Raw genomic sequence first — 12480 nt, 5'->3', positions numbered from 1 at the left:
TTTCCACTGTCATGTGCATGGGCTTTGGCTGCAATGCGGCGGGAATTGTGGGCTGCCGGATCATAGATTCCCCAAGAGAACGGTTGATTGCCATGATAACCAATAACTTTGTTCCCTGTAACGGACGTTTTCCAACCATGATCGCCATTATTACCATGTTTTTTGTGGGAGGTGCCACCGGTTTATTTTCTTCTATTTTATCCGCTGCCATACTTTCCTGTGTGATTGTTCTTGGAATTCTTATGACGCTGGTGATTTCAAAGATATTGTCAGTTACCATCTTAAAGGGGATTCCCTCATCCTTTACCCTGGAGCTGCCTCCATACCGGAGGCCTCAGATCGGAAAAGTGATTGTGCGCTCCATTTTTGACCGTACCTTATTTGTGCTTGGGCGTGCCGTAGTCGTTGCGGCTCCTGCCGGTATGGTCATCTGGCTTATGGCGAACTTGACCATTGGAGGGGCCACCCTGCTGTCTCTTTGCTCCGGATTTTTAGACCCGTTTGCCCATATGATTGGATTAGACGGCGTTATTTTGCTGGCGTTTATTCTTGGTTTTCCGGCCAACGAAATTGTGGTTCCCATTATTATTATGGCTTATATGGCGGAAGGAAAGCTTCTCCAAATCGATGATTTATCTGTTTTAAGGGATTTACTGGTGGATAATGGTTGGACCTGGATTACAGCAGTCAGCACCTTGCTGTTTTCCCTGATGCACTGGCCCTGTTCCACCACCTGTCTTACCATCAGGAAGGAAACCCAGAGCATAAAATGGACGGTCGTTTCCTGGCTGGTGCCCACGGTAACCGGAATTATCGTATGTTTTCTTTTTACAACGATTGCCAGAGCTTTCCTGTAATGTTTAAATCTTCTCCTGTCTGTCTACAATAAAGGTAGAATATGTTGTGAAAGGAGGGAGAAGCGTGAACCGGAGTTACCGCGTTTACTCTCTGTCAGACCGGCAAAAAGCCAGGAGTATTGAAAAGGAGATTGCCAAGGTAGACGGAGTGCAGGGGATAGAAATTTCAGATGATTTAAAAGAAATGAGCATACGAATGGAAACCGGAAAAACGACCGCTGTCATGGAGCGGGTGGTAAATATCTGCAACCGCATCTCTTACGGCTGTGAAGTGAAATACAAATTCACATAGACCTTGTTTATGGTAACTTATCAAACGCCATGGAATACTGAAATTCAGTATTTCCGTGGCGTTTGATATTGCAGGGGTCAATTATAAGTATAGATTGATTGTGTCAAACCGACACCTTCAATGGATTGCTTAAGAAAGTAAGAGGAGAATTAGGCCGGTATCATTTGCATTTGATTACCGGGAAAAGTAATTGCACATTGAAATGGGGTATGCTACCATAGTGATATGGAACAAGCGTGTCACTGCAAGGGCGTTGGCCTTCCATCATTACATAGATGGGAGGTGGTGCGGATGAAATATGACTTTAAGGACCTTATGGCCTTTGGTTCATTCATTTTAGCATTACTTACCTTTATTTTTATTAATTGTAAGTAGCATTTTTCTATAAAGTCCTGGAAACAGGAATAGAAAAAACCACCCTTGTATACTTGGTAGGTTGAAAGGGTGGAGTTTTCTATCGTTTTGACGGCCAACCCCTTGTATTGGGGCGGTTGTTCCTTTTGTAATTCTAATATAGCATAACTTTATTAAGAATACAATAAGGTTGCAATATTTGTGTGTAAATATTATTTTTTCTCTGATTCTATTCGCATATCAATAGTCTTTTTCGTATAGGCATTTACTTTTTCCCTCGGCGTTGGCGTTCTCCTGTATTTCAGTATCCTTTTTTTGAACGTCAAGAGATATACGCTTAACGTTTTCTTTTCGGTATTTTATATTTGCGCGCCTTTGGGCTTTTTGTTAGTGTCATGCTTCACCACCTTTCATAGGGGAAAAGAAAGAATCCGTACAATGAAACTTGCGGGGAATCTTTCTTTTTTTTTCGTTTTTTCCAGAATCTGTAAATTTTAAATATAGTTTGTAAAGCTTTGGAAAAGTCACTTGAATAATGAATCCAATGGATATATTCTTTCTAAGTGAGAAGTGCTTCCATTATTAAATAAAACAGCAATCACGCCAAATCAGGCGTGACAACAAGGAGGAATGATGTATGAATAGCAGAAAGAGGTATGGTGCTGCGGTTATTTCCGTTGCCCTGACACTGGTACTGGCTGGGGGATATGCGTATGCGGCAACCCAGCATTTTGCAGATTCCACGAAAGATGAAGCCTGGGATAACTGGGTACAGAAATGGGAAAATCAGGTGCGTACGGATTATGAAAAAATTGCTCTGACTCCTGGGGCTGATGAAACTCAGATGAATTTTGCCTGGTATTCCAAGGTAGATCAGGCAGCAACACCCAAGATAGAACTTTCCACCAACAGCAATATGAGTGGGGCAAAGGTATTTGAAGGCGCTTCCAGTCAGGCAATTGACGGATATATGAGCAATAAGGCAACGGCTAAGGACTTAAGAGAAAATACGACTTATTATTACCGTTACTATAAAAATGGAGTTCCAAGCCAGACCGCTTCCTTTAAAACTCACAGCTTTCACAGCTACACCATGCTCTATGTAGGAGACCCACAGATCGGTGCTTCCAAAGGGCAGACCACTTCCAGAGGGGACAAGTTAGAGAATGCCTCCGCCCTTAATACGGCAGCCAGAAATGATTCCTTCAGCTGGAATAAAACCTTAAATATGGCCATGGCCGCAAACCCGGATGTCAGTTTTGTACTCTCCGCAGGCGACCAGATCAATAAAAATGTAGAAGGCAGGGATCCGGGCAATGAAGTGGAATACGCCGGTTTTCTGAGTGCAGACTGGATGGAATCACTGCCTGTAGCCACTACCATCGGCAATCATGATTCCACCAATGAAAGCTACAGCTATCATTTCAATAACCCCAATGATACACAGCTTGGAAAGACAACTGCGGGCGGTGATTATTTTTATAAATACGGTCCGGCCCTGTATGTGGTCTTAAATACCAACAATTATAACTGTGCAGAGCATGAACAGGTTTTAAGACAGGCGGTTGCCGCTCACCCCAACACTGCATGGAGAATCGTAATGATCCATCAGGATATCTATGGTAGCGGACTGGATCATTCGGATTCCGACGGCATTGTGCTGAGAAGCCAGCTGACCCCTCTCATGGACAAATACGATGTGGATGTGGTGCTGCAGGGACATGACCATACCTATTCCAGAAGCTATCTTTTAAAATCCGATTCAAAGACTCATGCTAAATATGATTTCTATGATTGGGATAATGTAAAGGATGAGTCGGGAAATGTATTTCCTTACAACAATTCCACCTATCAGGATGAAAATAACTGCTATACCATTGCAAATACCATGTCCGGCAGCGTGACCAATGCAGACGGCACCTTATATATGGAAGCCAATTCATCAACAGGCAGTAAGTTCTACGAATTAATCCCCACGCAGCAGGATTATATCGCAGCAAGAAACCAGAACTGGAATCCTACGTATTCGGTGATCCGCATCAATCAAAATACGTTTTCTATTGATACCTATGAAATTGCAGGCGGACAGCTGCAGAATATCGATCAGACCTTTACCTTAAAAAAGACCAGCACTTCAAGAAGATAGAGAAATCGTATTCTGGATTTCAAGGGGCGTCTGATTCTGCCGGACGCCTCTTTGCTTCATTTGAACGTGATGAAAAGCAGTTTGCTGATGGGAATCCGGAGAAAAGAGAGGGAGTATAAGCATGGAGCAGATTTCTAAAACGGTCAGTTTTTTACATAGTCATGGGGGAAAGTGGATTCAGTGGGTGCTGTTTTCCCTGCTCATGGCAGCATTTGCCCTTTTTCTGCTAAAGTTCAACCAGGTGGATATTGTCAGTCTGGTATCCACGGAGGGAAGGACCTTTGAAAGGGCAACGGTGGTTAAGGTTCTCAGGGATAATGTACAGGAAGATGGAAACCGGGTGGGACAGCAGACTGTTTTGATTGAGGTGAAGACAGGCCCGAAAAAGGGAGAAACCGTAGAGGCCACCAGCAACAACGGGTATCTGTTTGGTGCTGCCTGCCGGCCTGGAATGGGAGTAATTGCCATACAGAGCCTTGCCGGAGATATCTCCCTGCATACGGTGTACAGCTTTGATAGGGAATGGGCAGTTCTTGGTTTTGTTGTCATATTTCTGGCTGTGGTATGCCTGATCGGAGGGAAAAAAGGGATTTTAAGCTGTATCGGACTGATCTTTACATTCATCTGCATTATCTGGCTTTACATTCCCATGATCTATAGAGGGTATTCCCCATTTCTGGCAGCCATACTGGTGGCTGCTGTTACCACCTTTGTAATCATGTATCTTCTGGGCGGCTGGTCCGGGAAAACAGCCTGCGCGGTAATCGGAACGGTGGGAGGTGTGGTGATTGCAGGAATTTCGGCATTCCTGTTTGGAAAGGCAGCTCATCTGACCGGATATAATACACCGGAAATCGAGTCTCTGTTAGTACTGGAGAATATCCGTGGAATCCGGGTAGGAGAGCTGTTGTTTTCCGGTCTTTTGATCTCCGCTCTTGGAGCAGTGATGGATGTGGCAATGGCCATTTCTTCTACGGTATTTGAAATCCATGGCCAGATGCCGGAGCTTGACAGAAAGGGACTGTTCCGTTCCGGTATGAACGTAGGACGGGATGCCATGGGAACCATGGTGAACACTTTGATTCTGGCTTTTGTAGGAAGCGGTGTCAGCACCTTGCTTCTGACCTATGCCTATGAATTGCCTTATCTTCAGATCATCAATTCCAATAATATCGTCATTGAAGTGATGCAGGGAATTTCCGGAAGTATGGGTGTGGTTCTGACAGTACCCATTGTTTCGCTGATTGCATCGGTTGTGGCAGCGGGAAGAAAATCAGAAGTACCGGACTGCGTGCCATCTGAAACCACAGATGGGACTGTTTCAAACTAATTAAAAAAGGACTGCCCTTCCATGATATTTTCCATCATCTGATTGGGCAGTCCTTTATTATTTCTTCTATCGGGCTTTTTTTGCATATTCACCGATTTTTTTATCCATGTTGGAAATATGCTTGGTGAGCCAATCCAGGATCATCTGGTTTGCATTTAAGATCACCAGTAAATTTCCGCCGGATGCATTGTAATCGCTTTTTAACTTGGTAAGCTGAGAAATAAAGGCGGTATGTGCTTTTTTCTGTTCCTCGTATCCGGGATAATGGATGCTTAACATGTACTTTTCTTCATCTGCGAAGTGCTTTTTTGTGTAATCATCTAAAAATGCAAGAAGCTCTCCCACATATTCTTTGGCCCGGTTGTTTTTCCCTGCTTCAAAAAGGGCTTCTGCTTTTTCAAACCACATCTTATGCTGATCGTCAATCATTGAAATCCCAACGGATAAATTGGCTGTCCATGGCATATCTGTTTCCTCCTGATGGTATTTATTTTAAACTGTTTTCATTATATACCCATAATATGGAAAAATCAAATCAATTTACAATAAATAAAAATAAAAACTAATATTGATATTTTCTCCGGTATAGGTAAAACCTAAGTCCAAAAGGTACGGATAAAATTGACGTACCTCTTTTGCAATGCTATAATTTTTATTTAGTACAGTGTAAGGGAGAAAGAACATGGAAGCAGAGGGAATCCGTCTGAATAAATTTTTAAGTGAAGCAGGGATATGTTCCCGCAGAGAGGCGGACCGTCTTATCGAGGCAGGGAAGGTCCGCATCAATGGACAGGCTGCTTTGACCGGCCAGAAGGTTCTGCCGGGCCAGTCTGTTGCTGTAAAGGGGCGTACCATAACGGCAGCACAGGGAGAACAGGGACATAAGGAAAAGCCTGTCCTTCTGGCAGTCTATAAGCCAAAAGGCATCGTATGCACCACCTCCGACAAAGACCGGGCACCCAATATTGTAGACATGGTAGATTATCCTGTCCGCATCTATCCCATCGGCCGCCTGGATAAAGATTCGGAAGGTCTGATTCTTATGACCAATCAGGGGGAACTTGTGAATAAAATAATGCGCAGCGGAAATGCTCATGAAAAGGAATATCTTGTAAAGGTAAACCGGCCTGTTACCGATGACTTTATCCGGAAGATGAAAAAGGGAGTGTTCCTTTCGGAACTTAATGTGACCACAAAACCCTGTTTTGCAGCGAAAACCGGAGAAAAAGCATTTAAAATCATATTGACCCAGGGGCTGAACCGTCAGATTCGCCGAATGTGCAGCGAATTGGGGTATGAAGTGCGCCTGCTTAAACGAATGCGGGTCATGAATGTGGAACTGGGAGATTTAAAGCCCGGCGCTTACCGGGAGCTTTCAAAGAGAGAATACCACCAGATGAAGGAAGCCTTGAAAGGCTCAAGCAATCTTTCCTATAAAGAACAAAAAAAGGAGTTATCTGATGGACGTCAAACTAGATAGAATGAAAGAACTGATCCAGGTCCTGAATGAGGCAGGAAAAGCCTATTACCAGGAAAGCCGTGAGATCATGAGCAATTTTGAATACGACAGACTCTACGATGAACTGCAGGAGCTTGAAAAAAAGACAGGAATTATTCTATCCAACAGCCCCACTCAGAACGTCGGTTTTACGGTGCTGAGCGAACTTCCAAAGGAAGCTCACGAAAGCCCTATGTTATCCCTTGATAAGACCAAACGGGTTGAGGATTTAGAGGAGTGGTTAGGCAGCCAGATTGGAATCTTATCCTGGAAGCTTGACGGCCTGACCGTTGTTCTTAACTACAACCATGGGACCCTTCAAAAAGCCGTAACCCGGGGAAATGGGGAAATCGGTGAGGTCATAACCAATAATGCAAAGGTATTTTCCAATATACCTCTTAATATATCCTATAAAGGAGAGCTTGTACTAAGGGGAGAGGCAGTTATTAAATACTCCGATTTCAACCGGATCAATGAAGAGATCGGCGATGAGGCAGCCAAATATAAAAATCCCCGTAACCTATGCAGCGGTTCGGTCCGTCAGTTGAACAACCAGATCACAGCCCGGAGAAATGTTAATTTCAAGGCATTTACCTTGGTGTCGGCTGAAGGTGTTGACTTTCAAAATTCCAGACGTGTTCAGTTTGAGTGGTTAAAAGAACAGGGCTTTGATGTGGTGGATTATAAGCTTGTAACCAGGGAGAATCTGGCTGAGACGGTGGAGGAGTTTGCCAAAGAGGTTGGATCTTATGATGTTCCATCAGACGGTCTGGTGCTTTTGCTCGATGATATTTCTTACGGCCAGTCTCTTGGACGTACGGCCAAATTTCCCCGCAATGCCATTGCTTTTAAATGGGCGGACGAGATCAAAGAGACGACCCTTGTAAAAATCCTCTGGAGCCCATCGAGAACCGGTCTGATCAATCCGGTTGCCATCTTTGAACCGGTGGAACTGGAAGGAACCACCGTAAGCCGTGCCAGTGTCCACAATTTAAGCATTATGGAAGCACTGCAGCTTGGAAAAGGAGATCAGATCACCGTATATAAGGCAAATATGATCATACCTCAGATCGCGGACAATTTAACAAGAAGCGGAACCATAGAGATTCCGAAAGAGTGTCCGGTCTGTGCCGGGCAAACGGAGATCCGGAAGGTCAATGATGTAAAGAGTTTATACTGCATAAACCCTGATTGTCAGGCAAAGAAGATTAAGAGTTTTTCACTCTTTGTCAGCCGGGATGCCTTAAACATTGACGGACTTTCCGAAGCAACTTTGGAAAAATTCATCGGTGCCGGTTTTATCCGGGAATTTGCAGATATTTTCCATTTGGAGCAGTACGAGGAGGTCATTACTCAGATGGAGGGCTTTGGAAGAAAGTCCTATGAGAATCTGATACAGGCAGTGAAGAATGCGTCCCACACCACCCTTCCAAGACTAATCTATGGTCTTGGAATCGCCGGAATCGGTCTGTCAAATGCAAAAATGCTCTGCAGAGAGTTTCGGTTCGATTTTGAGAAAATGCGCCACGCAGAAGAAGAGGAGCTGGTTTCCGTCCCCGGAATCGGCAAAGTCCTTGCAGATGCCTGGATCAATTATTTCAAACAGGAAAAGAACAATGAAATGGTGGACCGGCTTCTTTGTGAAGTCACCATTAAACAGGAGGCTGAGACAGAAGGTAACGGAAAGCTGGAGGGAAAGGTATTTGTCATTACAGGCTCGGTGAATCACTTTGAAAACCGGAAAGCCCTTCAGGAAGCCATTGAAGCGCAGGGCGGCAAGGTCACCGGTTCTGTTACTTCAAAGACCACGTATTTAATCAACAATGACACCGCATCCAATTCTTCCAAGAATAAAAAGGCGAAAGAACTGGGAGTGCCCATTATTTCAGAAGAAGATTTTATAAAAATACTGGAGGAATAGAATATGCCTATTAAAGTACAAAAGGATCTGCCTGCAAAAGCCATATTGGAAAAAGAGAACATATTTACAATGGATGAGGACCGGGCCTTAAGCCAGGACATCCGTCCTCTGGAAATACTGATCGTAAATTTAATGCCCATTAAGGAAGAAACTGAAACTCAGCTTTTACGGGCGCTTTCCAATACACCGCTGCAGGTGGACTGTACCTTTTTAATGTTAGAGAGCCATACTTCAAAGAACACCTCTGCCAGTCATTTGAATAAGTTTTATATCTATCTGGACGAAGTACAGAATAAAAAATTTGACGGCATGATCATCACCGGAGCACCGGTGGAGAACATGGAATTTGAAGAAGTAAATTACTGGAAGGAGCTGGCTAAGATCATGGAATGGAGCAAGACCCATGTGACAAGCACCCTCCACATCTGCTGGGGAGCTCAGGCAGGTCTTTATTATCATTATGGCATCAACAAATATAAAAGAGACAGTAAGCTGTCCGGCATCTACTGCCACAAGATCCTGGACCGCAAGGTTCCTCTTGTAAGAAGTATGGATGATTTCGTGATGGCACCGCATTCCCGTTATACGGAAGTACGCAGGGAAGATATTGAAAAGCACCCGGAGCTTAAGATTCTGGCTGAATCCAAAGAAGCCGGAATTTTTCTTGTTATGAGTGAAGATGGAAAGCAGGTATTCGTTCAGGGCCATCCGGAGTATGACCGTATGACTCTGGACGGAGAGTATCACAGGGATTTGGAGAAAGGTCTGAATCCACAGATTCCCTGCAATTATTATGAAAATGATGACCCAAGTACGGTTCCCATGCTGAACTGGAGGAACGCGGCAAATACGCTTTATGCGAATTGGCTGAATTATTATGTATATCAGGTGACGCCTTATGAGTTGGAGGCGGATGGGCCGGAGTATATGATTTAAGGGTATTGCAGGGCTTTTTATGCTGAATGGAGAATCGGTGAGATTATCGTAAAGTATCGCAAATTTACGTGTTTTAGTAACAAGGTAATGTACTTAATGGGGTACGATTCATTTATGAAAATGACCTCGCATAATTTAATGATTTGGATATTCTGGTACGTCACAGGGGCATTGCATCAGCACCAACACATGACAGTAGCAAAGAGCAATTTATAGTAACAAAAATAAAAATCAGGAGAACAACCACCTTTCTTACCACGAAGATTATTAAGGTATGAGGTTCAGCCATATTGATAGAAATTGACGATTAAATTTATAGGCATATTGGATAGAATTCTGGTATGCCTATTTTTTTTATTATATGGGTGTGGTATGATTATTTAAAAGAATACAAGGGGGGGGGATACCATGTCACTTTTAAATAATCCAAAGACAAAGGTGGTAGCTGAAGTTTTGATCCATCATGTAGCTGAAAATAAAGATAATTTAATTATTACTTATGGAGATGTTTCAAAGCTAACTGATAACGCCATATACCATCGTAATTTAGGAAGATATTTATATGTTATAGCTGATGCCTGTAAGGAACTTGGTCTACCATATTTAACAGCAATCGTATGCACAAAAGGCTCTGCTTTTCCAGGGAACGGTTTCTTTGATGAATATTTTCCTGGACTTAATGATCAAGAAAAGCATGATGTTTTTGCGAAGTGTTTAAATGAAATCAGGGAATGTAATGATTGGGGAAAATTAATTGAATATATAAAATAAAGGGGGAATAGTAGTATGGCTACACTGATCATTCTATGCATCGCAATACTGATCGCAGGTATTATTAACATTGTTTTAACTATACGAAAATCAACAGCTGCCGACATTGAAAAAATTAAGCGGGAATTACTAAGGGAGTTTATTAATCAGCAGACGATGCTTGCAGGCTCTATAAAAAGCGAAATTATAAATGAAATTCGATCTTCGAGAACTGAGATGGGTACAAATGTCCAAAATACAATGAAAAGTTTTGCAGATTCCTTTATGTTGGTTCAAAACCAATCTACCGATAGACAGGATATACGACTGAAAGAACTGACAGATAGTATCTCAAAAAATCAAAATGTAATGAAGGTAGATATTGTTGAAAAGTTATCATCTTTTCAGGTCAGTCAGTCGGAGAGTATTACTGGACTTCAAAATAATGTGAAAGAAACAACAACAATGCTTGCAACTGCACAAAATAAGCAATTTGAAATGCAGGATAAACGACTGAGCGAAATATCTCAAATGTTAAAAGAGGCACAGACAAGTTTGGAAACCTCTGTTTCTGACAGACTGAAATCTGTAGATGAACAATTCAAAACGTTTACTGTTCAAAACAAAGAATCCATAGATAGTATTAGAAATACTGTACAGGAACGATTAGAGTCTTTACGTACTGATAATAATCAGCAGCTAGAAAAAATGAGAGAAACAGTAGATGAAAAATTACAGAAAACGCTTGATGAGCGGATTACACAATCATTTAAAATGGTGAATGATAGACTTCAAGAGGTATATACCGGACTTGGTGAAATGAAAACGCTTGCTACCGGGGTTGGCGATCTGAAAAAGGTTTTATCCAATGTTAAGACAAGAGGGATTGTTGGTGAATATCAATTAGGAGCTATCATTGAGGAGATATTGACAAAAGAGCAATATGATGAGAACGTCGCTACTAAAAAAGGGTCAACGAATCGTGTTGAATATGCAATCAAACTTCCGGGTGGAGAAGAAGGTGAGTGTGTTTATTTGCCGATTGATGCCAAATTTCCTGGGGACACTTACAGCCAGTTAGTTGATGCCTATGAATCAGGGGATAATGATTCTATTGCAGTTGCACAAGCTGCTCTTGAAATGAGAATTAAAGGTTGTGCAAAGGATATTCATGATAAATACATAGATCCACCATATACTACTGACTTTGCAATTATGTTCTTACCATTTGAAGGTTTATATGCGGAAGTAGTACGAAAAGGACTTATAGATACGTTACAGAGGCAGTACCGTGTGAATATAGCGGGGCCGACAACCTTTGCTGCACTATTAAATAGCTTACAAATGGGATTTAAAACTCTTGCTATTCAGAAGAGATCTAGCGAAGTGTGGAATGTACTTGGTGCTGTTAAAACTGAATTTTCCCGATTTGAAACTGTACTTGCAACTGCACAGAAAAGAATAGAGCAAACAGGGGAGGAACTTGATAAATTAATTGGAGTTAGAACAAGGAAAATAAACAGTAAGCTTAGAGGTGTGTCTGAACTTCCGACAATTGAAGAATCGGAAGAACTTTTAAATAGTGTTCCAGATCTGGACGAATAAAATCAAATGGCATACAGCCAGAACAGGATCTGCTTTGCAGATTTCTTCTCATCTACCGTTCATCGTATAAGCCGCAGCAAGCGTAAAGTCGTTCCTTAGCATTGTCCAAATAATGTTGCAACAAGATCATTAACAAAACCTTGATTGATTATTTCATTTACACAAAAACTTATTTATAACGGGTCAGGTTCAAAAAGACCGTCCACGGTTGTTTCCAGTATGTTTGCCAGCTTAAAAGCTAATAGCAGAGTGGGGTCATATTTGTCATTTTCAATCGCATTGATTGTCTGTCGTGTGACCCCTAATGCTGTGGCTAAATCTTCCTGCCTATATTTTTTCCCTTTGCGCAGTTCTCTAATATTATTCTTCATAATTTTTATCGTCCAACAGTAAAATACAAAATCCCACCAAATACAAGTAGCAAGAATATAACGCCCAAAGAAATAAATATTTGTTTTTTGCCACTATCATCATCTACATTTGACTTAGCAATGCTTGTAACAAAGAAATAAACCAGAAATTGTAGTATGACTAAAATCAATGGCAATGACATTTCCTGAGTTTTAATAAAGTTAAATACTCCCCATATAAAGAGAGAGACTATCAGGAATAAATAACTCCATTTAATTCCTTTCAGGTTTATACTCCATTCCATTTCATCCATCTTTCTCATAATTAGACCTCCAAAATGTCAAATATTTTTTACATTTCCAGCATACTGCTCAAATAAAAAAATGTCAATAGTTTTTTACATTTTAATATTGGTAGATTTTAGGGGAATCTGAGTAATT

Annotated in this window: 11 protein-coding genes and 1 pseudogene; 9 read left to right on the top strand and 3 right to left on the bottom strand. The window is 41.8% G+C overall.

Going from position 1 to position 12480, the window contains the following annotated elements; translation table 11 throughout:
- Nucleotides 1-11: 11 nt before the first annotated feature.
- The 4 genes and pseudogenes from ACLTWA_RS07875 to ACLTWA_RS07860 all read left to right on the top strand — a co-directional run.
- A pseudogene (locus tag ACLTWA_RS07875) lies at nt 12-857 on the top strand (nucleoside recognition domain-containing protein); the annotation flags it as partial.
- 64 nt (nt 858-921) lie between these two features.
- Nucleotides 922-1149: a hypothetical protein gene (locus ACLTWA_RS07870; protein ID WP_412327069.1), complete on the top strand. Its 228-nt coding sequence runs from the start codon at nt 922-924 to the stop codon at nt 1147-1149.
- Between the two features lie 991 nt (nt 1150-2140).
- On the top strand, nt 2141-3649 hold the full coding sequence (locus tag ACLTWA_RS07865) for a metallophosphoesterase (RefSeq protein WP_412327068.1): 1509 nt from the start codon (nt 2141-2143) through the stop codon (nt 3647-3649).
- A 121-nt stretch (nt 3650-3770) separates the two neighbouring features.
- Nucleotides 3771-4979 carry a YibE/F family protein gene (locus ACLTWA_RS07860; RefSeq protein ID WP_412327067.1) on the top strand — a complete coding sequence of 403 codons (1209 nt, stop codon included), beginning with the start codon at nt 3771-3773 and terminating at the stop codon, nt 4977-4979.
- A gap of 66 nt (nt 4980-5045) precedes the next feature.
- On the opposite strand, the gene ACLTWA_RS07855 is transcribed toward ACLTWA_RS07860, so the two are convergent.
- Nucleotides 5046-5444 carry a bacteriohemerythrin gene (locus ACLTWA_RS07855; RefSeq protein ID WP_412327066.1) on the bottom strand — a complete coding sequence of 133 codons (399 nt, stop codon included), beginning with the start codon at nt 5442-5444 and terminating at the stop codon, nt 5046-5048.
- Between the two features lie 217 nt (nt 5445-5661).
- On the opposite strand from ACLTWA_RS07855, the gene ACLTWA_RS07850 reads away from it, so the two are divergent.
- The 5 genes from ACLTWA_RS07850 (at nt 5662) to rmuC (ending at nt 11689) form a co-directional block, all read left to right on the top strand.
- Nucleotides 5662-6459 carry a pseudouridine synthase gene (locus tag ACLTWA_RS07850; protein ID WP_412327065.1) on the top strand — a complete coding sequence of 266 codons (798 nt, stop codon included), beginning with the start codon at nt 5662-5664 and terminating at the stop codon, nt 6457-6459.
- Entirely contained in the window at nt 6440-8398 is a 1959-nt protein-coding gene (gene ligA / locus ACLTWA_RS07845; protein WP_412327064.1) for an NAD-dependent DNA ligase LigA, read from the top strand. The genes ACLTWA_RS07850 and ligA overlap by 20 nt, the downstream gene beginning before the upstream one ends.
- 3 nt (nt 8399-8401) lie before the next feature.
- Nucleotides 8402-9334 (top strand): homoserine O-acetyltransferase MetA, encoded by a 933-nt coding sequence (gene metA / locus ACLTWA_RS07840; protein WP_412327063.1) that lies wholly within the window; start codon nt 8402-8404, stop codon nt 9332-9334.
- Between the two features lie 408 nt (nt 9335-9742).
- Nucleotides 9743-10105, top strand: a complete 363-nt coding sequence (locus ACLTWA_RS07835) for a hypothetical protein (protein ID WP_412327062.1) — start codon at nt 9743-9745, stop codon at nt 10103-10105.
- A gap of 15 nt (nt 10106-10120) precedes the next feature.
- A complete protein-coding gene (rmuC, locus tag ACLTWA_RS07830) occupies nt 10121-11689 on the top strand; it encodes a DNA recombination protein RmuC (protein WP_412327061.1) in 1569 nt (522 codons plus the stop codon).
- A gap of 173 nt (nt 11690-11862) precedes the next feature.
- On the opposite strand, the gene ACLTWA_RS07825 is transcribed toward rmuC, so the two are convergent.
- Together ACLTWA_RS07825 and ACLTWA_RS07820 are read right to left on the bottom strand one after the other, a co-directional pair.
- A complete protein-coding gene (locus ACLTWA_RS07825; protein ID WP_412327060.1) occupies nt 11863-12060 on the bottom strand; it encodes a helix-turn-helix transcriptional regulator in 198 nt (65 codons plus the stop codon).
- A 5-nt stretch (nt 12061-12065) separates the two neighbouring features.
- On the bottom strand, nt 12066-12362 hold the full coding sequence (locus tag ACLTWA_RS07820) for a hypothetical protein (RefSeq protein WP_412327059.1): 297 nt from the start codon (nt 12360-12362) through the stop codon (nt 12066-12068).
- Nucleotides 12363-12480: the final 118 nt, after the last annotated feature.

Origin of the sequence: Lacrimispora sp. (genome assembly GCF_046972725.1) — a bacterium.
GTDB lineage: Bacteria > Bacillota > Clostridia > Lachnospirales > Lachnospiraceae > Lacrimispora.
Note: the sequence above shows the minus strand (reverse complement) of the source record. Positions and strands in the feature narration are given on the sequence as shown.

Excerpts from the sequence above, each read along its gene's own strand:
- ligA (WP_412327064.1), top strand. The coding sequence starts at position 6,440 with ATGGACGTCAAACTAGATAGAATGAAAGAACTGATCCAGGTCCTGAAT.
- ACLTWA_RS07865 (WP_412327068.1), top strand. The coding sequence starts at position 2,141 with ATGAATAGCAGAAAGAGGTATGGTGCTGCGGTTATTTCCGTTGCCCTG.
- ACLTWA_RS07835 (WP_412327062.1), top strand. The coding sequence starts at position 9,743 with ATGTCACTTTTAAATAATCCAAAGACAAAGGTGGTAGCTGAAGTTTTG.
- ACLTWA_RS07855 (WP_412327066.1), bottom strand. The coding sequence starts at position 5,444 with ATGCCATGGACAGCCAATTTATCCGTTGGGATTTCAATGATTGACGAT.
- ACLTWA_RS07825 (WP_412327060.1), bottom strand. The coding sequence starts at position 12,060 with ATGAAGAATAATATTAGAGAACTGCGCAAAGGGAAAAAATATAGGCAG.
- ACLTWA_RS07850 (WP_412327065.1), top strand. The coding sequence starts at position 5,662 with ATGGAAGCAGAGGGAATCCGTCTGAATAAATTTTTAAGTGAAGCAGGG.
- ACLTWA_RS07860 (WP_412327067.1), top strand. The coding sequence starts at position 3,771 with ATGGAGCAGATTTCTAAAACGGTCAGTTTTTTACATAGTCATGGGGGA.
- metA (WP_412327063.1), top strand. The coding sequence starts at position 8,402 with ATGCCTATTAAAGTACAAAAGGATCTGCCTGCAAAAGCCATATTGGAA.
- rmuC (WP_412327061.1), top strand. The coding sequence starts at position 10,121 with ATGGCTACACTGATCATTCTATGCATCGCAATACTGATCGCAGGTATT.
- ACLTWA_RS07820 (WP_412327059.1), bottom strand. The coding sequence starts at position 12,362 with ATGAGAAAGATGGATGAAATGGAATGGAGTATAAACCTGAAAGGAATT.